This window comes from Cobetia sp. 1AS1, assembly GCF_029846435.1.
Taxonomy (GTDB): domain Bacteria; phylum Pseudomonadota; class Gammaproteobacteria; order Pseudomonadales; family Halomonadaceae; genus Cobetia; species Cobetia amphilecti.
In genome coordinates this window covers 165,429-186,419 of the sequence record NZ_JARWKU010000006.1, presented here as the reverse complement: position 1 = coordinate 186,419, position 20,991 = coordinate 165,429, and the positions used below count along the sequence as shown (strand labels likewise).

Here is a 20,991-nt window from a genome sequence, read left to right as displayed (position 1 = left end):
CTCATGTCAGGCTCCTTTTCTTGTTGCCGGTGGCATGGCGCGGGCCATGCCATCGTTGTCTTGTGAAAGTGGTGAGAAGGTGTCGTGAGACGTCGTCGCAAAATCAGAGGCCGCCGATGCAGACGTACTTGAGCTCGGTGAACTCTTCCAGACCGTGGTGCGAGCCTTCGCGACCCAGACCGGATTCCTTGATGCCACCGAAGGGGGCGAGTTCGGTCGAGATCAGGCCTTCGTTGACGCCGACCATGCCGTATTCCAGCGCTTCCAGCGTGTGCCAGATGCGGCGGTAGTCGGTGGCGTAGAAGTAGGCTGCCAGGCCGAAGGGCGTGTCATTGGCCATTGCGATGGCTTCTTCATCCTTGTGGAAGCGGAACACCGGTGCCAGCGGCCCGAAGGTCTCCTCATCTGCCACCACCATCTCGGTGGTGACATCGGCCAGCACGGTCGGCTCGAAGAAGCTGTGACCGAGAGCGTGCTTCTTGCCGCCGGTGACCAGGCGTGCGCCCTTGCTGACGGCATCATCGACGTGGCTCTGCACCTTGTTGACCGCCGCGTCGTTGATCAGCGGGCCGATGGTGTTGCCTTCGACCAGGCCATCACCGACCTGCATGCTCTCGACACGTGCCGCGAGCTTCTCGACGAAGGCGTCGTAGACACCGTCCTGGACGAGGAAGCGGTTGGTGCATACGCAGGTCTGGCCGGCGTTGCGGAACTTGGAGGCGATGGCACCGTCGACGGCGGCATCGACATCGGCATCATCGAAGACAATGAATGGCGCGTTGCCGCCTAGCTCCATCGCGGTCTTCTTGACGGTGGAGGCACACTGCGCCATCAGCGTCTTGCCCACCGGGGTGGAGCCTGTGAAGGAGACTTTGCGGATGCGCGGGTCGGTGGTCAGCACTTCCCCGATGGCGATCGGCTTCATGGCGGTGACGACACTGATCAGGCCCTTCGGCAGGCCGGCTTCCAGCGCCAGGTCCGCCAATGCCAATGCGGTCAGCGGCGTGGCTTCGGCCGGCTTGATGACTACCGCACAACCTGCGGCGATCGCCGGGGCGCACTTGCGGGTGATCATCGCCAGCGGGAAGTTCCACGGCGTGATCGCGGCCACCACACCGATCGGCTCGCGCAGCACCATCAGACGCTTGTCGGCGCCGTGGGACGGCAGGGTCTCACCGGCCATGCGCTTGGCTTCTTCGGCGAAGAATTCGATGAAGGAGGCACCGTAGGTCACCTCGCCACGCGACTCCGCCATCGGCTTGCCCTGTTCCAGCGTCATCAGCTGGGCGAGGTCTTCACGGTGCGCCAGCACCAGATCGAACCAGCGACGCAGCAGCGCGGAACGCTCCTTCACCGGCACCTTCTTCCAGGCGTTGCCGGCGATCTCGGCCGCGGCGACGGCGTCACGGGTGTCATCGGCGCTGACCTCGGCGACACGCGCCAGCTGCTCGCCGGTGGCCGGATTGGTCACGTTGAAGGTGGTGCCGGTCTCGCGGTGCTCGGTACCGATGAGCGCCGGGACGAAGACGTCGCTGCTGGTTTCCGAGTTGACGTAGCGCTTCAGGAAGTCGCTGATCGGGAGGGCGGAACGGGACATGTGAAGCTCCTCTGGCGTTCTGGCGTGCAGGTCATTCATGGAGTGAGCAGCATGTCGCAAGAGGCGTCAGCTGCTCTCGAGTCGGCTCGAATATGACTGAGTCGAGATGGCTGGGCAGGCGGAACAGACTGCCCAGCGGTGTAGGTTGTGCGTGTTTACTGCGCCGTGAAAGCCGGGGCCATGACACGGTCGCTATAGGCTCGGCCGAATTGCTTCAGGGCGATGACATACATCACCAGACCAAGAGCCATCCAGGCGCCGAAGATCAGCCATTCGGTACCGGTCAGCGCGGAAGGGCTACCCGGCAGATACAGGCAGGCCATGCCGAAGGACAGAAGGATGGCCAGTGTGCCGCAGAGCTTGCCGTGGCGGACGCGGAACGGACGCGGCATGTCGGGCTCACGGATACGCAGGATCAGGAACGAGATCGCGACGAACAGATAGGCGATGACGATACCCAGGCCACCCGCATCGACGATCCACACCAGTGCCGGACGACCGAAGAAGGGCGCGATGCAGGACAGCAGACCGATCAGCAGTACCGCATTGGTGGGTGTCTTGTGCTTGGGGTGCAGCTTGCCCAGCCAGGCAGGCAGCATGCCGGCATGTGCCAAGGCATAGATGGCGCGTGACCCACCGATGTAGAAGGCATTCCAGCTGGTGATGATGCCGGCGATACCTGCAAGGATCATCAGCTTGCTGGCCCAGGGCGAATTGAACAGGGCGCCCATGGCGTCCGGCACGCTCAGTGAACTTGCCAGCAGGGAGTCATGATCCAGCGCCATGCTGGTGGCCAGGATGATCAGCGCATACCAGACCACGGCCAGTACCACGGACATCATCAGCACCTTGCCGATGGCGTTGTAGGGCAGATTGATTTCCTCTGCGGCCTGCGGAATGACGTCGAAGCCGACGAACAGGAAAGGCACCAGTACCAGCACCGCGATGATGCCTGCCACCACGCCGCCTTCGGACTGGGTGAACAGCGGTGTCATGTTGGCGACATCACCTTCGAACAAGGCGCCGGTCACGAACAGGACGCCGGCGATCAGAATCACGCCTGTGACGACCTTCTGCAGGAGTGCGGCAGTGGTGATCCCGACATAGTTGATCGCCATCATGGCCAGCGAGCCGCCGACACCGACAGCCACCCAGGTCGCCTTCACATCCCAACCGGCGATGGTCCACATGTGGCCAACGGCATAGTTGGGCGCGAGGTTCTCGATGACCGTGGGCAATGCCACCGCCTCGAAGGACACCACGCTCAGATAGCCGAGAATGATGGTCCAGGTACACAGAAAGGAAGAGAAATGCCCCATGGCCCGGTAGCTGTAGACATGCTCACCGCCCACCTTGGGCATGGCTGCTGCCAGTTCTGCATAGGTCAGACCGATCAGGACGACGGCGATGCCGCCAATGATGAAAGCGATGATGGCGCCGACGCTGCCGGCATCCTGAATCATGCCGCCGGTGAGGACGATCCAGCCCCAACCGACCATGGCGCCGAAGGCAAGTGCCAGGACGTCGCCACGCGCAAGGACTCTGACTAGCTGTTCTGCAGGGGGAGTACTGTTGTTCATTGGAATACTCAATTCGATCTTGGAATTTGTTATATAGCGAAGCCGTTTCCTGCTGATGTCCCGTGCGCTCTTCTCAATCTCATCTCCAAAGCTTGCTGGCATGAACGAGAAGTAATGACAGTCCTGTCGCTGGCTGATGCATGCTGAAAGGTCGCTCCTGTAAAGGGGGAGCCAAGAGCGATTCAGCAATCATTTCGCTGTGAGCATCAGTCAGTAGGCAACGCCTGAAACACACGCTACCAGCGCCATGCCCGATGGCGAATAGACCAATTTTGCGTTTGACTGGACCAATCGGCAGGGGCTGCGGATAATCAGGGCTGAATGGGCGCTGCGCGCCGCCTGTCAGGCGAGTGGCTGGCGGGGGTTGGACAACCTCGGGAAGCTGCGTGACAGCACTACGACAACGTCAACGACAACGACAACGGGAGACCGCGATGGAACTGGCCGCGCTTGAGCCGCTGATCGAATGTTATCGCCGCCAGTCCGAAACGCTGGGCAAGCAGGTGCGGCTGGAGCAGGCGTTGCTCGAGGTGATTCGTGAGCAATGGCCGCTGGGCGCGCGGCTGCCGCCGCATCGCAAGCTGTGCGAGGCGCTGGGGGTGGCGCGCAATACGCTGGCCTTGGCGATCAAGTCGCTGATCGAGGAGGGCTATCTGCACACCGGCCAGGGGCAGGGTACCTGGACGCGTCGCCCGCATGCGCGCCGGGCAAGCGCGGGCTCGGGGGAGGTTGGGTCGGCGGAGTCAGGAGCGGGCGCAGGAGGGGCTTCACCGGCACCGCTGCCGTTGTCGGCGCGGGCCCGGAAGGTGCTGGGCGGGCAAGGGGCGAGTCTGATCCAGAGTGGTGCCTTCGTGCCGGGCATTCCGGACATCGCGCGCTTTCCGATGCGCAAGTGGCGTCAGCTGTATGCCAGCGTGACGGTGCCGCACAACGCGCTGCTGCTGTCCTACTCCAGCGGCGGCTATGGTCCGCTCAAGCGTGAGATCCGCGATTTTCTGCGTCGTTGGCGCAATATCGATTGTGATACCCAGCAGATCATCATCACCGAGGGCACCCACCACGGCATCGAGCTGTGCGCGCTGGCGCTGGCGGATGCCGGGCAGCGGGTGGTGATGGAGTCACCCTGCTATTGGGGCGCGCGCAATGTCTTCCTGGCCGCAGGCCTCGAGACCCGCCAGATTCCGTGGCGGCCGGTGAGCGATGCGACGAGTGATACGACAAGTGAGCCAGGACACGATCTCACCTCGCTTGGCGAAGGGCCGGTGCAGATCGCCTACTTCACCGGGTCGCACCACTATCCGCTGAGTGTGCCCACCTCGCGGCGTGACAAGCAGAGACTGTGCGAGGCCTGTCAGCCCGCCTATATCCTCGAGGACGATTACGAGTTCAGCGGTGATGATCACGGTGAGCTGCTGTTTGATCCCGATTCCGGCAATCGCCTGCTGGTGGGCTCGTTCTCCAAGCTGATGTTCCCCGGGCTGCGGCTGGGCTATCTGGTGGTGCCGCGCGCGCTGGCCGGGCCGATGAACCGCCTGCGCAGCGAGGTGTTCCGCGAGGGGCGCATGCTCGATCAGGCGGTGCTGGCGCAATTCATCGCCGATGGCGATCTGGACGCCTGGTATCAGCGCATCCAGCGCGATTATCTCGGCCGGCAGCAGGTAGTGCATGACCAGCTGTGTCAAGTAAAGGGCGTGATCAGCGTCTCGCCGCCGTCGCGCGGCATCAGCCTGTGCGTGCAGTTCGCCCCCGAGATCGATGACCAGCGCGTCGCGCAGCTGATGGTCAAGGAGCATCTGATCGTGCGGCCACTGAGCATGGTCTGCAGCAGCGAAGACTCGCGACGTGGCCTGGTGCTGGGGGTCGGCATGCTGGCAGGCGAGAGTCTGATCAGCGAGGTGGCGCGCCTGAGACGCACGCTGGAGAGCATTCTGAGCATGCGGGATATTCGGCGCCACAACTGAAAACGCCTTCGCCGGACAGGCGAAGGCGTGGTATCGATACCGGTTGCGTGCGTTATTTTGCCTGCTGCATGCGCTCGGTCAGCTTGCGGAATTCCTCGCGCATGGCGCTGTTCTCGAAGCTGGTGGCAACCGGTACCTGCAGGCCGGCGAGGGTGTCGAAGGTCTTGACGCCCTGACGGATCAGGTCGGCGACGTGGGCGCTGAGCTTGACGGTGCGATAGGTATTGGTCGCCACCGCAAGCTCGCGCTGACTCTTGGTCAGAGAGGTCGTGACGCGGTCGCGCTGCTCGGTCACCAGCGAGCGATACAGGTTGATCGTCTTGAGCGTCAGGGCGTTGGCGCGGATGTTGTTCTCCAGACTCTCGCGTGATCCGCCTTGCTTGATCAACGTACGGGCTTCACGCGTGGTGGCCTCGGCTTCGTCGGCGAAGCCTTGCAGTTGCGGCAATACCTCATCATTCACGCGCGTGATGAAGTCCTGCTGCATGGTCACGATCATGCGATGAAGCATGACGACCATGCCGTAATAGCGCCGCGCGTAGTCGAGGTTCTCGCCGCTGTCGCGGGTCAGCTCGGCGAGCTGCTGGGCCACCGACTTGATGCTGGCGAACACGACACTCATGGTCAGCACATCATCGCCGACTACCGAGGACAGCCACACCTGCACCTGGTCCGGCGTCAGGGTGATGCCGATCTCCTCGAGTCGCGCGGCCAGCTTGCCTTCCAGCGTGCTCAGCTCGCCTTGATAGGCGGCGATGTTCTTCTCATGCGCGGCGATCAGCAGATCATAATCGCCGCGCGTGCTGGCGGTGAATTCGCGCAGGGTATCGGTGGGCGTGAGGCGCGTCAGTGTCGAGACATCGGTGTCCGGCGCGAGCATGCGCTTTTCCTTCAACTCGGAAATCTCGCCGCGCGATTCGCGAATCTTGTCCTCGACTTGCCGGTAAGTGCTGCGCAGTGTCGAGAGTTCCGGCACGTCGAGGGCCTGCATGGCTTCCTCGATCATCTCGTCCATATCGCTGCGCGCAGACGCTTGATCGCGGCTGATCCATGCCTCTTCCGGCAAGGTATCCATTTCATCGAAATAGCTGACCGCCTTCTTCAGGGTGGCGAAGGCTTCCGGCTGGTCAAAGCGCATATCATCGTCTGACTGAGCTGCAGTGGGTATGAAAATCGCCAGAGATAATGTGAGAGTCACCAGCATTCGCCATGTTGAGGTGCCGGGGCGAATGCGAATGTCTTGCGGTGTGCCATGTGTCATTAAATAAACTCGAGTCGGCGTGGAGCATGGCAGCGCAGAGTAGCAAAATCGCTGACAGGCGTCTCCGAGTTCGCGTCGCGTAAGGCGTGTTCAGTGAGGTTCGTAGGTCTCGGGCTTGCCGGTGGCGGGATCGATGCGATCCAGCGAGGGCCCTTGATAGCGGTCGGTGATCAGGGCCACCACGGCGTCACCGTATTGCTCGAACCAGAAATCGCCCATGGCCTTCAGATGCTTGATGTTGGTGGTGCTGATGTCGTCCATCGCGTCATCAGGCGCCTTGAGCATGCCGGGCTGTGGGCGCATCTCGGCATTGACGCGGATATAGCTGCCCGGCGGCGAGATGGTGATGGCCTGATAGCCGACCACCTTCTCATCGGAGAGCACGTCGATCAGGCTGCCTTCCAGTACCCACTGCACTGCGCCCCAGTGCTGCGAATCCGGGCCATTGATCTTGCGCGTGCGTGTTCCGGTGCCGATCGACAGCACGCGACGCGGCTCATGCGGCCACAGGCGACAGGCTTCGGCGATGGCGCACATGGTGGGATTGTTGGCGATGACGCCGCCATCGATCAGCCAGGTCTGCTCGTTGTCCGGCCCCAGCTTCATGTCGCGGGTCGGGAAGTAGGTGGGCGCCGCGCTGGAGGCGTCCGCGACCTGCCAGGCCAGCAGCTTGTGATGCTCGCGCTTGCTCGACTTCAAGACATGCGGGCGGCGTCGCTCGATGCCGTAGGTGACGACAAGTACCTGCTTGCCAGCGGGGACATCCCTGAGCTTGGCCTGGCCGAGGTGCTTCTTGAGCATCGCGCTCTTGCCCTTGGCCTCGTACTTGGGCGCATTGATGCCATCGAGTTCGAACCAGCCGCGGTTGTCGGCGAAGATCTGTTTGGCGCTGGTCGCGCTGTAGAGCCCGCTTATGTCCTCGAGGCTCATGTTGGTGGTGGCCAGCGCTAGCGCGATCAGACTGCCGGTACTGGTGCCCGCATAGAAATCGACCCGCTCACGCAGGCTGGTCTGGTGGTCATTTCTGAGTGTCGCGTCGACACGCATCAGAAACTGCGCGGTGGCCGCCCCGCGTATGCCGCCGCCATCCAGTGAAAGAATCAGCTTGGACATGCTTGCCTCCTGCAGAGCGGGTAACGCTCAGTCCTGTCCACGGCAACGCCTGTGGCTGCTACCAGAATAGAGAGGCCACTGGCTTTCAGCCGACTGAAATGACTGATACGGACAAACAGCAGGGCCTGATACTGGCGGGGAGAGCAGAGGTGACAGGCCAGCGAGGCACTGAAGACGAGACAAAGGGGGAAGGCGGAAAGAGGAGAGAAAAGAGGAGAGAGGGGACCAGAAGAGGAGAGAAGAGAGGCGTGGCGAGGAAAGCCGCGATTACCTCCCATGCAGCGGACTGATCGCTCATTGCATGGGAGGCAAGCCGTTGGCGGCCGGAGTCGGTGCTAGAGGGTGTAGTCGACGCCGACCCACAGGCGGCGACCATCTTCCACGTAGCCGAAATCGTCGTAGCGCACGCGTTTGTCGAACAGGTTGTAGAGGCCGGCGCTAAGTGTCAGCTGAGTGGTGGCATCGAAGCTGACGCCGGTATCGACGATCGTGTAGGACGGCGCGATAACGGTACGACTGGTGACACCGGTGGCGGGCTGAGTCTCTTCGCCACGCCAGTCGACTCGTGTCCAGTGATTGAGGCGATGGTTGAGCTGCCAGTCCAGCTGAGCCGTGGCCTGGTGGCGGGGAATCTGGGTCAGCGGTTGGCCCTTGTTCTCGCCACTGGTCTGCTCGGAATCGGTATAGGTGTAGCTGAGTGCCAGCGCGAGGTCGTGACGCAGCTCCTGATTGAGACTCAGCTCGACGCCCTGGGTGACGGCACTGTCGACGTTGTTGTACCAGCGCGCATCATCCGCGCCGCCGGCGCAGGCGCCATCCGGGCACAGTTCGGTGACGATCTTGTCATCGAAGTCGCTGCGGAACAGGGTCACGCCCGCCTGGGTGCCTCTGGCATTGTCATACAGCAGGCCGATCTCGCGGCTCAGAGAGGTCTCGGCTTCCAGATCCGGATTGCCGTAGATATCGCCGCCGCGACTGTCCTGTACCCAGTTGTCGGCGACCTGACACAGACTCGGCGCCTTGTAACCGGTCGCCAAGCCCGTCTTGAGCGTCCAGCTGTCGGCCAGTTGATAGACGCTGTAAAGACGCGGTGACAGGTGGCTGCCGTAGTTCTCGTCTTCATCCAGACGCACGCCGCCGGTCAGCGCCCAGTCGTCGGTCAGCAGCCATTCGTCCTCGGCGAACAGTGACCAGCGGCTGTTGCGGATCTCGTTGATCTCGCTCAGAGCGTTGGTGTCGTTGTCCTCGAGGTGCTCCTCCTCGAAGCTCACGCCCAGGGTGGTCAGGTGATCGCCCAGCGGAATCAGCACGTTGCTGCTCGCCTTGGTATTGCTCAGCGTGATGCCACGGCTATCGTTGCGTGACGTCTCGTACTGGACGTAGGAATTGGTGCTGGCGCTGGCCCAGTCACCCTGATGGCTCAGGCTGAAGCGGCGAGTATCCCAATCACGATCACTGTCCTGGCCCTGACTGCGGCCTTCCTCGGTCTGGCGATTCTGGTCATGGTAGGCGAATTCGGCCTCGATGCGCTGATTGTCTTCCGGCGTGAGGCTGAGCTTGGTGTCGAGGTCCTGACGCTTGCGCTGTGGGTAGCCGCGGGTGATGTCATCTTCCTGGCGCGTGGTCTGTCCGGCGCTGACGCTCAGGCCCAGCAACCCATCGATGAGCGGGCCCGAGGTGCGAATGCGGCTCTGGCGTTCATGTCCCGACACGCTGTGCTGGGGGATGAAGGTGTCATAGTGCAGATTGGTGACCCATTCCTCCTGCGTCTTGCGGGTGATGATATTGATGACCCCGCCGATGGCATCGGAGCCATAACGCGTCGACATCGGGCCACGTACTACCTCGATACGCTCGATCGCTTCCAGTGGCGGCAGCCAATCCTGCTCGAAGCCACCACTGCCACTCGGTCGCGTATCACGGCTGTCGATCGGGCGGCCATCCACCAGGATCAGCGTGTATTCACCGGGCATGCCGCGAATGCTGATGTCCTTGGAGTATCCGCCGCTGGATACCGTCACGCCGGGCAAGCCGCGCAGCGCATCGGTGAGGTCGCTGTAATGACGGCCTTCAAGGCTCTCGCGCGTGATCACGCTCATCGAGGCCGGGGCGTCCTTGACCATCTGATCGTGACCGGACGCGGTGACGACGATGTCTTCCAGCTGGTCGGAGGCATGGCTCGGGAGTACCACCAGAGAGGGGAGCGCCGCCAGGGCCAACAAGACGGCTGAGCGTGAGGCCATGGGGCGGTGAGGTGCAGGAGGGTGCGCTGGCATCGATTGAAGTTCCCGAGATTATCGTTATGTGTGTGCATCATTCGTGCACTTTTTGAATGATAATGCTTTGCATTGGCGCAGCGCAACGCACTGTTGCGAAAATGTGACGTTGGTGACAATCTTCGACGCTGAATCCATTCATCTTGGTGAGATAGGGCTATCTATGGGGAATTCTCGGCTAGTAACGGCAGGACTGTTGGCAGGGGTGATCGGCCTGCCGCTGTCAGGTGTCGCCTTGGCCAGCGCGGCATCGCAGCCAGCTGATGCTCCTGCTGCGGCGATGTCGCCGCTTGCGACCCAGCTTGCGCAACGGGGGTTGGCGGCGGGTGAGGGGTATCCCGGCCTTCACAGCCTGTGTAGCCTCGAGGCACCCCTGGTGGACGCGGGCAAGCGCCACCGACACTCCGAGGATGAAACTGCCAAGCCCGGACCCAGATCGAAGCCCTCCGCTGACAAGCGCAAGTCGCTGGGGCCGCACAGGGTATTCGACAATCTCTACTTCGTCGGCAATGGCCAGGTTTCGAGCTGGGCCTTGACCACCTCCGAGGGCATCATCCTCATCGATGCGATGAACACCCCGAATCAGGCCGAGACCATCATCGCGCCAGGCATGCGCGAGCTGGGTTTGGACCCTGCCGATATTCGCTATCTGGTAATTACCCATGGCCATGGCGACCATTACGGCGGCCAGTCCTGGATCGTGGAGCAGTATGCGCCCGAGGTGATCATGACCAAGATCGATTGGGACATGCTGGATGACCCCGAGCAGCGCATCGACAACCCGCGCTGGGGAGAGCCGCCAGAGCGGGACCATCAGGTCATAGACGATGAGAGGCTGACGCTGGGTGACACCACGCTCGGCATGTACATCACGCCCGGCCACACCCCCGGCACGCTGTCGCTGGTGCTCCCGGTCAGGGATGGCGATGAGATGCATCACGCCGTGTTGTGGGGCGGCACTGGCTTCAACTTCGGGCCGAATGAGGCCAGACTGCGTGGCTATTCTGCCTCGGCGTCACGCATGCATCAGATCGCGCAGCAAGCCGGCGTAGACGTCTTCCTGTCCAATCACCCCAAGCGTGACGGCACACCCGGACGAATCGCGGACCTTGAGACTCGCAAGCCAGGCGAAGCGCATCCCTTCGTGACCGGAAACCAGGCGTTGGGCGCGCTGGATCTGCTCAGTGATTGCACGTTGGCCCAGGCCGAGCGTCTGCGCGCCGCACGCTGAGTCATCCTGCGGACATAGCCCGCGACAAACGAAACAGGCCGCCCAAGATGGGGCGGCCTGTTTCGTATCGAGCATGTCGCATTACACTCGGCTTGCTCAGGTGTGTGCTGAAGGTCTGCGATCAGGTGTTGAGCACGACGCCACCATTGAGGTGAATCGTCTGGCCTGTCATGTAGCTTGAGTCTTCGCTGGCCAGATAGACGTAGGCCGGGCCCATTTCGCTGGGCTGGCCGGGGCGTTCCATCGGTACCTGCTGGCCGAAGTTGGCGACCTTTTCATCCTCGAAGCTGGCGGGGATCAAGGGAGTCCACACCGGGCCGGGCGCGACGGCATTGACGCGAATGCCGCGGTCCATCAGCGTGCCGGACAGTGAGCGTACCAGCCCCTGGATGGCGCCCTTGGTGGCGCTGTAATCGATCAGGCTGTCATTGCCCTTGAAGGCATTGACGGATGAGGTGGCGATGATGGAATCGCCTTTGGAGAGGTGCGGCACGGCGGCCTTGATCATGTAGAAGTGACTGAACAGATTGGTCTTGAAGGTGCGCTCGATCTGCTCGTCATCGATCTCGGTCACGTCATCCCAGTCGTACTGCTCAGCGGCATTGTTGACCAGAATATTCAGCTGACCGAATTCCTCCATCGCGCCCTCGACGACCTTGCGGCAGAAGGCCGGGTCGCCGATATCCCCTGCGATGCGGCGTCCGCGTCTGCCTTCGGCTTCGATCAGACGGATGGTCTCCTGGGCATCGACTTCTTCACTGCCCAAGTGCGTGATCAGACAATCGGCGCCTTCGCGTGCGAAGTGCACGGCGGCGGCGCGACCGATACCGCTGTCACCACCGGTGATGACTGCCACCTTGCCCAGCAGCTTGCCGCTGCCGCGATAGCCCTCGCGGATGTACTCGGGCTTGGGGTCCATGCGATGTTCATCGCCCGGTTGATGGTTCTGATGCTGTGGGGGCTGTTGCTGAGTCATGCCGTCACCTCCGGTTCGTTGATCGTGAATGCGCTGCTGCGCGTTCAGACGCTGAACGTCTCCCCACAGATCTGTGGACGATCGTGGCGGATTAAACCCCCTTGATCATGATTTTCTTGTTTAGCGATATAAAAATGCCCAGCCCCGTGTGAACGGAGCTGGGCATCAGAATGTCTCGTCATCGGCAAGCCTGACGGTTGTCAGGAGGCGATATCCTCATGCTTGTCATGCATAGTGGCTGGCGTACTGGCGCCCGCTGCCATGGTCTGTGCAAGCGGAACAGGCGGCTCGCTTTCCTCGGTCTGTTCTATTCCGTGCAGGCTCGGCAGATTGGCAGGATCATGCCCGGGGCCGGTTTCGAGGCTGGGCAGTGCCTTGCGAATGATGCTGGCGCACAGGGCCCGGTGTGCATGCAATGTCAGGCCTTCCCGTTCGAGGAATTGCAGCAACCGAGTGGCCGAGACCAACGCCACGATGGGATGGAGATCGCGAAAGTGTTCCTCGACCTGGCTGGAACTGACCGACGCGAGTCGCTCCGGATGGGTATGCGGCATCGAAATATCCTCTTTTCGGGTTCCGATGAGTCGGAATCTTGAGTGCTACTTCAGGTGTCACTCTGCCTCGCCGGCGGTGGGGCTTGCCCATCTTCCGGCGTGACCGCTGCGCTTTCCTTGGCGCATCGGTCATTGGTCTCAAGGTGACAGCTCGTACTGAGAGTGTTCGTGCTGAGAGTCTTTGCTTTACGACGGTGTTGCGTTCTTCAAAAGCTAGTATTAGAGAATTCGCGAATATCTTCCAGCCTTGATGCGCGCATGCTCTCATTTTTATCGTGCTTTCGCGAAACTTCATGCCTTCGCGCAGGCGGATACCTGCCACGGGGTTCTGACTGTTAGACTAACGCTCCCCCATGTCGTACAGATGTCCGTCATGTTGAATATAGTCAGGATGGCCACCAAGCCACCTGACAGATGATCATTTTTCCTTCTATGGATGTGCCATGAAACGCTTTGTGCTGCTCGATACCGCGCCGATCCCCGGCACGACGGATTCGTTGTGTCTGTTCGAGTATGGCGAGGACTTCGTCATCAAGATCGAGAGCGGCAAGGGCGGGCAGCTGATGAATACCCGCATGCATGGCTCGGAAGATGCGCTGGCTGAGATTCCTGCCGGTCTGCTCAAGAGTCGCGGCACGCCGGCGACGCCGCAGCGCGTATTGATCGGCGGCTTGGGGATGGGCTTCACCCTGGCCGCCGCACTCAAGCACTTCAAGGCCGATGCCGAGGTGGTCGTTGCCGAGCTGGTGCCGGGAGTGGTGGCCTGGAATGACGGCCCGCTGGGGGCCAAGGCGGGTTATCCGATTCGGGATCCGCGCACGACAGTCGAGAATCGCGATGTGGCCGAGGTGCTGCGTGAAGCGCCCGGCGGCTTCGATGCCATCATGCTGGATGTGGACAATGGCCCGGAAGGCCTGACCGCGGATGACAACGACTGGCTCTACAGTGCAGAGGGGCTGGCGGTGTGTGCCAAGGCGTTGCGCCCGGCCGGCATTCTGGCGGTGTGGTCGGCCACGGCTGATGCGCGCTTCTCGCAGCGCCTGTCGCGGGCCGGTTTCAAGGCCGAGGCGCGTCAGGTCTACGCGCATGGCACCTCGGGGGCCAAGCACACCATCTGGATCGCGCGTTACGTCGGGCGTGCGGAGAAGCCTGATGACAAGACGAAGGCCGGGAAAGGCAATGGCAAGCGCTCAGGCAGCCCGAGCAGAAAGCCGGCATCGAAGGGTGCCGCAAGGCCGCCGCGCCGCAAGTAAGCCGTGTGTCTCGTTGCTGATGACGTGATGGATGACTCTTCGCCTTAGTCGTTGTGACACACGCTTTCACAGGCGTCGATGCCCTCATCGCAGGGGGGTGAACGCATGAAAAAACGGGCTGGTCACATGGTGTGGTCAGCCCGTTTTGGTGTGCGTCATCGGCGCTTATCGATAGCGTTCAGCCTGTTACAGCGCCAAGCGCTTTCGACTAGGCCCGATGCTGGATTCTGGCTCAGGCCGCTTCGCGCGCCTTCATGTCCTGGTGATATTCCTCGGCGAGGCGCTTCTTGGTGGCGTCATCGAAGACGCGGCCTGCCAGCTGGAAGACTTCCTGCTCTTCCTCATCCAGGTGGTGGGTCACCAGGTGCTCGAGCTGCTTGGCGGTGGCCAGCCAGCCCGGTGAGCTGTAGTCGGTCGCCTCGAGCTTCTCGACCAGCTCATCGATCTCATGGTGCTCGGCGACACTGTGACGCGCTTTCTCCTGCGTCATGTCGTGCTCCATCATCGGCATGTAGAGCGCACGCTCCTCAGCACCGGCGTGATTGGTGAGCGATTCCTTGAGGCGCTTGAACAGGTCATCGCGCGGCTCGCTGTCACCTTCGGTCTGCAGCAGCATGTCCAGCAGGCGGCGTTGTTCGTCGTGGGTCTCGCGCAGGGCTTCAAATACGGTCATGTTCCAGCTCCTCATCATGTCTGGCGTGTTGAGTGGCGGGTCTGCTTGTGTGCGGTCTTGCTCAAGTGCGGGCTTGCTTGTGTCAGGTGTGTACAACTCTGGTGGCGGATCGGCGGAAGTTCAAGTGCGCAACGCCGATCGGCCTTGAAAAAGCCTTGGCGCGAGGCAAGGAAACAAGGGTGACCCTTGAATTCTTTGCTCGGTGGCGTGCCCGCAACGGTGTCTGATCGATGCCAGCTGCCGGCCGCCACCGTCAGGAGCCCCGACATGTCCCAAGACCAGACCACGCCAGTTGATTCCTTCAGCCCCAAGGGGTCTCACGCACCGGCGTTATCGGCGTCGCTGTCCGGCAGTCAGCTGGACCGTCCACCGGGCGGTGGCTGGCCGTCGATCAAGGCGGTCGAGAAGTTCATCTGGCAGGAGCATCTGCCCATCGAAGGCCATCGCAGCCTGATGAAGATGAACAAGCCCGATGGCTTCTATTGCCCGAGCTGCGCCTGGCCGAATGGCGACAAGCCCAAGGGTGCCAACTTCTGCGAAAACGGTGCCAAGGCGCTGGCGTGGGAGGCGACACGCGAACGTGTCAGTGATGAGCTGTTCGCCAACAATACGCTCAGCGAGCTGCGCGAGTGGTCGGATCACCATCTGGAGAAGGAAGGGCGCTTGACGCGACCGCTGCGCTACAACGCCCAGACGGACCGCTACGAGATCACCAGCTGGGAAGCGGCCTACGCCGAGATCGGCCAGCGCCTCAAGCGCTATGAGGACCCGAACCAGGTCGAGTTCTATACCTCGGGGCGCACCTCCAACGAGGCGGCGTTCCTGTTTTCCCTGTTCGGGCGCATGTACGGCACCAACAACTTCCCGGACTGCTCGAACATGTGCCACGAGACCACCTCGCGGGCGCTACCTGAGTCCATCGGCATCGGCAAGGCGACGGTCAATCTCGAGGACTTCAAGCAGGCCGATGCCATCTTCATCTTCGGCCAGAACAGCGGTACCAACAGCCCGCGCATGATGGGTGATCTCCACGAGGCGCGTGGCCGCGGGGCCGAGGTGGTCAGCTTCAACCCGCTGCGCGAGCGGGCGCTGGTCAGCTTTGCCGACCCGCAGTCGCCCAAGGACATGCTGAGCGGCAAGGGTGTCGAGATCAGCAGTCAGTATCATCAGCTGCGCATCGGCGGGGACCTCGCCGCCGTGCAGGCGATGTGCAAGTACGTGATCGAGGCCGACGATGCGCTGCGCGAGCGCAATCCGCATGCGGTGGGCTATCTGGATCATGACTTCATCGCCCAGCATACCCACGGTTTTGATGCCTTCGCCGAGCATTGCCGCAAGCTCGAGTGGCAGGACCTGGTCGCCATGTCCGGCCTGTCACGTGAATCGCTGGAACAGGCGGGGCAGACCTATCTGGAGGCCGAGCGCGTGATCTGCTGCTGGGGCATGGGCATCACCCAGCATGCGCGCGGCGGCGACACCATCCAGCAGATCATCAATCTGTTGCTGCTGCGCGGCAATATCGGCAAGCCCGGCGCGGGGGCCTGCCCGATACGCGGCCATTCCAATGTGCAGGGCGACCGCACCGTCGGCATCGAGAATCTGCCCAATGACGCGATGCTGGATGCCTTCGATCGGGTCTTCGACATCAAGTGCCCGCGCGAGAACGGCCATGATGTCGCCGAATGCTGCGAGGCGATTCTGCGCGGTGAGGTACGCGCCTTCATCGGCATGGGCGGCAACTTCTTCCGCGCGATTCCCGATCAGAAGCGCGTGGTCGAGAAGGTACACGAGATGGACATGACGGTGCATATCGCCACCAAGCTCAACCGCAGTCACCTGCACCCCGGCAAGCATGGCTGGGTGCTGCCCACGATCGGCCATAGCGAGCGTGATCTGCAGGCCGGCGCCGATGGCAAGGGCGCGGAGCAGGTCTCCAGCGCTGAGGACGGCATGTGCAACGTTGCGCCATCGCGCGGCGTGATGGCCCCGGCGGACCCAAGTCTGCACTCCGAGATCGCCATCACCTGTCAGCTGGCCAAGGCGACGTTGCCGCCGCATCCGACCCTGGACTGGGATTGGTTGCAGGCGGATTACGCGCGGATTCGTAATCGCATCGAAGAGGTCTTCCCGCAGATCTTCCCTGACTACAACGCGCGCCTGGCTCAGGGCGGCTTCCATATCCGCATCGCCCCGCGCGAGCGCATCTGGCATACCGACTCGGGGCGTGCCAACTTCCTGTTCCCCGAGGGGCTGGGCACGGATGAGGAGGGGCTGAACAAGGTCACCCATGAGACCCTGAACATGGATAGCACCTTCCTGCTCATCACCATGCGCGGTCACGACCAGTTCAATACCACCGTCTATTCAAATGACGACCGCTATCGCGACGTCTATGGCACGCGGATGGTGGTGATGATCAGCCCACAGGATCTCGAGACGCTGGGCCTGAGCGAGGGTCAGCGCGTGACGCTGGAAACGGTCAGCGAAGACGGCGTCGAGCGCAGCATGGCGGGCTTCAAGCTCAAGGAATACGACATTCCGACCGGCTGTCTGGCAGCGTACTATCCGGAAACCAATGACCTGATTCCGCTGGATCACCGTGATGCGCGCAGCAACACGCCCGCCTCGAAATCGGTGCCGGTCCGGTTGCGCCTGATGGACAGCGAAGAGGTCAATGCCAGCGAAGGGGTGCTGGCGAGCAGCTGAAGGGCTTCAGCATGAACCGCTAAACAAGGAAAGGCTGAAAAATTTGCATCCTGTACTCGGTGTCAGGTTTTGATGTCAGTGAAGGAGGGCGAGAGTCACGCCACGCGCTGCACTGAAAGAGTGCGCCGCGTGGCGTTCTGCTGTCTGGCGCTCAAGATGATGCCAACGTCGGCGTACCTGAGGGGTTCGTAGGTGCTGCGCCGGGCTTGTCGCATAATCATTTCTGGAGGCTGTCTTGCGCCCAACCGCGCCTGTAGCCAGGCCAGAACCTGACGGCTGTGTCAGCTTCATGGCACGGGCGGCGCGCTGGCATCTTGCACGGTTTGAGGATGGGTGGCGTGAATCTTGCGTGGTGGTAGGGTAGCGACCGCCGCTCTGACCGCCGCCCTGCCCGCCACCTTGCCGCAGGGGGCGGTGGCCGGCGTTCAGGCAGGCTGACACCACCACAAGACTCGACGACTCACGACCGAGCTCCAGGAAGGCACTCATGGCAGAACACTCCTCACCTAACGCATCAGGCCGCGCTTCAGACCCTGCCTCAGATCAGGCATCGATGGCAGGCGAATCCGGCAATGATTATCCCTTGAGCGAAGTGCCTGCCTCGGCACGACGGGGACTGCTCTCCACCTCGATGGTGCTGCTCGGCTTCACTTTCTTTACCGCCACCATGTGGGCGGGCGGGGCATTGGGTGCCGCGTTCGCGCTCAATGAACTGTTGTGGATCATCGTGATCGGCAATCTGCTGCTCGGCGGTTACGCTGCCGCCCTGGCCTATATCGCCTGCAAGAGCGGCCTGAATTCGGTGCTGATGGGCCGGCTGTGCTTCGGCGAAAAGGGCAGCCGCCTGTCTGATTTCGTGCTCGGGTTCACCCAGATCGGCTGGTACGCCTGGGGCACCGCGACCATTGCCATCGTGCTGGTCAAGACGCTCGGCTTGCCGGAGTGGCTGACCACACCGCTGATGGTCATCTTCGGTTTCGCCTTCTGTCTGACGGCGATGATCGGTTATCGCGGGCTGGACATGCTCTCGCGCATCGCTGTGCCGGCCATGTTTCTGTTCATCCTGTTCAGTCTCTACACCGGCATGATCGATGTCGGCGGTGTCGCAGGCCTTGCGGCACTGACGCCGACGGATTCCATGAGCTGGACGGCCGCCATCACAGCAGTGATCGGCACCTTCATCAGCGGTGGCACCCAGGCGACCAACTGGAGCCGCTTCGCGCGTTCGCCGAAGATCGCCGTCATTGCGACCCTGGCGGCCTTCTTCGTCGGCAATGGCCTGATGGTGCTCACCGGTGCGCTCGGCGCGATGATCTACCAGCAGGCCGATATCGTCGACGTGATGATCGCCCAGGGACTGGTCAGCCTCGCCGTCCTGATGCTGTTCCTCAATATCTGGACTACCCAGGACAACACCATCTACAACTTCGCGATCGCCGGCTGCAATCTGTTGCGCACCCCGCATCGTCAGCGTGTCACCCTGGGCGGCGCGGCCATCGGCACCGTGCTGGCGGTACTCGGCATGTATGAATGGCTGATTCCGTTCCTGATTCTGCTCGGCACCTTCATCCCGCCGATCGGCGGCGTGATCATGGCCAACTTCTGGCTCGGTCACAAAGGGCAGTATCCGCGCCTCGCCGAGGTGCCCAGGGTCGATTATCACTGGCCGGGCCTCGCCGCCTACGCCATCGCCTGCCTGTGCGCCTGGAGCTCACCCTTCATGCCGCCCGTCGTGGGTGTCGTGGTCGCCTTCGTCGTCTACGGCGGACTGATCAAGCTTGCCAAGGTCGAACTGGCCAACAAGACGGCGGCGTGAGTGGCTGAGCGTCTGATGTGAAGGGGGAATGCAAGAACCGCCCGGCAGCCAATAAATTTATTGCTGGGCGGTGATAGTGGTTTAGGAGTTTTAATGTTGCATAAAAGTTAAGTGTGGTTTTCTCGAGAAAGCTTTTATATAAGCGTTTCTCAGTCGCTGATAATTTTGTATACTATTTCTGAAGCGTCGGCAGAGATGATTTCTATGTCGTAATTCTTGAATCTAATTTTTTTGCTATTTCTAGGGTATATCAATTCTTGCTTGTAGGCTGTGCGAGCCATGTCCTCGAAAGTATACTCTCTATACAAAATACTGAGGCCATTTGCGCCCAATCCAGTGAATATTATCTCATGATTGAGGTAGCCCGCTTCGGAGTAAGGGACTCGAGATTCTACAAGCCGAAAAGTCGTATCAGAGGGCTCAATGCTATATTGCGAACCGCTCCCTACAGGCGAGTTCCAAAAACTTCTAGCCATGACTGTCCCATCCCACTTGCCATCAGAATCTATGCCAAACATTAGATGGCTGTGAGGGATGTGAACGACTTTATTTCCATCCTCATTTTGGCCGGCGATTCTGAAAATATCGCCGTAACTTCCATTGAGATGAATAGCGACAGTGCCAAGTCCTCCTTTGAATACGAAATCATTTAAGGCCTGGTACTGATTTTTTCGTACGATTTCTTGATATGACTTTCGTGCAATGATCTGATCGCCCACATAAGCTTTCTGTGTTTGGCCAACTGTATAGTTTTTAAAATCCACATCATTGATGTTGCTTTGCGTAGAGGTGTTGTGCATGGCAGTGGTACAGCCTGCTAGCAAGAGATAAAACGCCGCTATGATTATGGTTTTCATTTCAGTGCCTGTGAGCTGTCGACGGGCCTAATTAAAAGGAGTCATTTTTTATTGCTTTTTTGAAAGCTATATGAGTTTTCTATTTTATTCAATGTTCCTTTGTGGCTTCACCTGAATCACCAGGCAGACGGCGATCAGCGCCATGCCCAGCCAGCCGAGCGGTGCGATATGTTCCCCGACGATGGTGACGGCGAGCAGCGCGGCGACCAGCGGTTCGAACAGGGTGAGCAGGGTGGCCTTGCTGGCGGCGACGGTCTTCAGGCCGTAGCCGAAGGCGATATAGCCGAGGAACATCGGCACCAGCGCCATGTAGAGCGCGACTGATGTGTTGCCGGGGGTGGCGAACAGGCGCGGGTCTGCCACCAGCATGCTGAGGCCCAGGCCCGCGATCAGCGCGATACCGGCGACGCCGAACAGGCTGCCCATGGCAGCGCGGGCGTGGGTGCCGTGGTCCATCATGCGCCGGGCGATCAGCGAATAGGCAGCGTAGGTCGTGCCGGCGATGACGCCCAGCACGATACCGGTCAGGCGTTGCCAGTCAGCATCAGGCACGCCCCCTGACCCTGTCGCCATCGGGTCGCCGCCGGCGCTGATGGTGGCAATGTCTCCGCCATGAGTGGCCGTTTCGCCCATCGCCATCATCACTACACCGGCAATGCCCAGCGCGAGGCTGATATACCAGCTCAGCGTGAGTCGGTGGTGGCCGAACAGGCGCTCCAGAATCGCCGCGGCCAGTGGCGCCGTGGCGATGGTGATCACCGTGCCGATGGCGACGCCGGCCAGATGCATCGAGGAGTAGAAGGCCAGCGGGTAGATGACGACACACACGGCGCCGAGCAATACCCAGCGCTTCTGCGCCAGCAACAGGCCCAGGCAGCTCATGATATTGGGCCGCGCGATCACAGCTTGTAGCAGGCCGCCGACGCCCATGGCGAAGGCGCCGGTCGCCAGCGGACTGACATCCTGATTGAAGTGGGCCGCCGTGCCGGTGGTGCCCCACAGCAGCGCGGCAAACAGGACGGCCAGGCTTCCCATGTCGGTCGATCTTGAAGAGGCAGCGATATCGGGGCGGGTGGTTGTCATGGTGATGTCCTTGCGTGTCTTGCCAATCCCTTGGCCGTTTTCAGTCGCAGCATA

14 protein-coding genes and 1 pseudogene are annotated in these 20,991 nt (G+C 61.4%); 5 read left to right on the top strand and 10 right to left on the bottom strand.

Annotation, left to right across the window (positions count from 1 at the left end):
• Positions 1-103: 103 nt before the first annotated feature.
• Positions 104-1,597, bottom strand: coding sequence for an NAD-dependent succinate-semialdehyde dehydrogenase (locus QD280_RS12030; protein ID WP_279839385.1), 1,494 nt, complete (start codon positions 1,595-1,597; stop codon positions 104-106).
• 155 nt (positions 1,598-1,752) lie between these two features.
• The gene (locus QD280_RS12025) at positions 1,753-3,177 is read right to left on the bottom strand and encodes an APC family permease (protein ID WP_131432121.1); all 1,425 of its coding nucleotides are present in this window, start codon (positions 3,175-3,177) and stop codon (positions 1,753-1,755) included.
• Positions 3,178-3,611: 434 nt separating this feature from the next.
• Here QD280_RS12025 and QD280_RS12020 point away from each other — a divergent pair, with 434 nt between their 5' ends.
• Positions 3,612-5,138, top strand: a complete 1,527-nt coding sequence (locus tag QD280_RS12020; RefSeq protein WP_279839384.1) for a PLP-dependent aminotransferase family protein — start codon at positions 3,612-3,614, stop codon at positions 5,136-5,138.
• 52 nt (positions 5,139-5,190) lie between these two features.
• Here the strand turns inward: QD280_RS12020 and QD280_RS12015 are convergent, their stop codons facing one another.
• The 3 genes from QD280_RS12015 to QD280_RS12005 all read right to left on the bottom strand — a co-directional run bounded on the left by QD280_RS12015 (position 5,191) and on the right by QD280_RS12005 (position 9,755).
• The gene (locus QD280_RS12015) at positions 5,191-6,276 is read right to left on the bottom strand and encodes a hypothetical protein (RefSeq protein WP_279839383.1); all 1,086 of its coding nucleotides are present in this window, start codon (positions 6,274-6,276) and stop codon (positions 5,191-5,193) included.
• Positions 6,277-6,489: 213 nt separating this feature from the next.
• Complete coding sequence (locus QD280_RS12010) at positions 6,490-7,512, bottom strand: patatin-like phospholipase family protein (RefSeq protein WP_279839382.1); 1,023 nt, start codon at positions 7,510-7,512, stop codon at positions 6,490-6,492.
• Between the two features lie 335 nt (positions 7,513-7,847).
• Positions 7,848-9,755 (bottom strand): TonB-dependent receptor, encoded by a 1,908-nt coding sequence (locus tag QD280_RS12005; protein WP_279839381.1) that lies wholly within the window; start codon positions 9,753-9,755, stop codon positions 7,848-7,850.
• Positions 9,756-9,993: 238 nt separating this feature from the next.
• On the opposite strand from QD280_RS12005, the gene QD280_RS12000 reads away from it, so the two are divergent.
• Positions 9,994-11,019, top strand: coding sequence for an MBL fold metallo-hydrolase (locus QD280_RS12000; protein WP_279839430.1), 1,026 nt, complete (start codon positions 9,994-9,996; stop codon positions 11,017-11,019).
• Between the two features lie 121 nt (positions 11,020-11,140).
• Here the strand turns inward: QD280_RS12000 and QD280_RS11995 are convergent, their stop codons facing one another.
• Together QD280_RS11995 and QD280_RS11990 are read right to left on the bottom strand one after the other, a co-directional pair.
• On the bottom strand, positions 11,141-11,995 hold the full coding sequence (locus QD280_RS11995) for an SDR family oxidoreductase (RefSeq protein WP_279839379.1): 855 nt from the start codon (positions 11,993-11,995) through the stop codon (positions 11,141-11,143).
• A gap of 200 nt (positions 11,996-12,195) precedes the next feature.
• The gene (locus tag QD280_RS11990) at positions 12,196-12,549 is read right to left on the bottom strand and encodes a hypothetical protein (protein WP_279833517.1); all 354 of its coding nucleotides are present in this window, start codon (positions 12,547-12,549) and stop codon (positions 12,196-12,198) included.
• Positions 12,550-12,992: 443 nt separating this feature from the next.
• Between QD280_RS11990 and QD280_RS11985 the strand changes: the two are divergent.
• Positions 12,993-13,673: pseudogene (locus QD280_RS11985) on the top strand (hypothetical protein); the annotation flags it as partial.
• A 361-nt stretch (positions 13,674-14,034) separates the two neighbouring features.
• Here the strand turns inward: QD280_RS11985 and QD280_RS11980 are convergent.
• Complete coding sequence (locus QD280_RS11980) at positions 14,035-14,475, bottom strand: hemerythrin domain-containing protein (protein ID WP_153635859.1); 441 nt, start codon at positions 14,473-14,475, stop codon at positions 14,035-14,037.
• Between the two features lie 267 nt (positions 14,476-14,742).
• Between QD280_RS11980 and QD280_RS11975 the strand changes: the two genes are divergently transcribed.
• A complete protein-coding gene (locus QD280_RS11975) occupies positions 14,743-17,181 on the top strand; it encodes an FdhF/YdeP family oxidoreductase (RefSeq protein WP_279839378.1) in 2,439 nt (812 codons plus the stop codon).
• A 553-nt stretch (positions 17,182-17,734) separates the two neighbouring features.
• A complete protein-coding gene (codB, locus tag QD280_RS11970; protein WP_279839377.1) occupies positions 17,735-18,997 on the top strand; it encodes a cytosine permease in 1,263 nt (420 codons plus the stop codon).
• A gap of 149 nt (positions 18,998-19,146) precedes the next feature.
• On the opposite strand, the gene QD280_RS11965 is transcribed toward codB, so the two are convergent.
• Positions 19,147-19,854 carry a hypothetical protein gene (locus QD280_RS11965; RefSeq protein ID WP_279839376.1) on the bottom strand — a complete coding sequence of 236 codons (708 nt, stop codon included), beginning with the start codon at positions 19,852-19,854 and terminating at the stop codon, positions 19,147-19,149.
• Between the two features lie 84 nt (positions 19,855-19,938).
• Positions 19,939-20,937, bottom strand: coding sequence for an EamA family transporter (locus QD280_RS11960; protein ID WP_279839375.1), 999 nt, complete (start codon positions 20,935-20,937; stop codon positions 19,939-19,941).
• Positions 20,938-20,991: the final 54 nt, after the last annotated feature.

Coding starts and splice junctions, on each gene's coding strand:
- QD280_RS12010 (WP_279839382.1), bottom strand. CDS start 7,512: ATGTCCAAGCTGATTCTTTCACTGGATGGCGGCGGCATACGCGGGGCG.
- QD280_RS12030 (WP_279839385.1), bottom strand. CDS start 1,597: ATGTCCCGTTCCGCCCTCCCGATCAGCGACTTCCTGAAGCGCTACGTC.
- QD280_RS12005 (WP_279839381.1), bottom strand. CDS start 9,755: ATGGCCTCACGCTCAGCCGTCTTGTTGGCCCTGGCGGCGCTCCCCTCT.
- QD280_RS12025 (WP_131432121.1), bottom strand. CDS start 3,177: ATGAACAACAGTACTCCCCCTGCAGAACAGCTAGTCAGAGTCCTTGCG.
- QD280_RS11980 (WP_153635859.1), bottom strand. CDS start 14,475: ATGACCGTATTTGAAGCCCTGCGCGAGACCCACGACGAACAACGCCGC.
- codB (WP_279839377.1), top strand. CDS start 17,735: ATGGCAGGCGAATCCGGCAATGATTATCCCTTGAGCGAAGTGCCTGCC.
- QD280_RS11995 (WP_279839379.1), bottom strand. CDS start 11,995: ATGACTCAGCAACAGCCCCCACAGCATCAGAACCATCAACCGGGCGAT.
- QD280_RS11975 (WP_279839378.1), top strand. CDS start 14,743: ATGTCCCAAGACCAGACCACGCCAGTTGATTCCTTCAGCCCCAAGGGG.
- QD280_RS12015 (WP_279839383.1), bottom strand. CDS start 6,276: ATGCGCTTTGACCAGCCGGAAGCCTTCGCCACCCTGAAGAAGGCGGTC.
- QD280_RS11990 (WP_279833517.1), bottom strand. CDS start 12,549: ATGCCGCATACCCATCCGGAGCGACTCGCGTCGGTCAGTTCCAGCCAG.
- QD280_RS12020 (WP_279839384.1), top strand. CDS start 3,612: ATGGAACTGGCCGCGCTTGAGCCGCTGATCGAATGTTATCGCCGCCAG.
- QD280_RS11960 (WP_279839375.1), bottom strand. CDS start 20,937: ATGACAACCACCCGCCCCGATATCGCTGCCTCTTCAAGATCGACCGAC.
- QD280_RS11965 (WP_279839376.1), bottom strand. CDS start 19,854: ATGAAAACCATAATCATAGCGGCGTTTTATCTCTTGCTAGCAGGCTGT.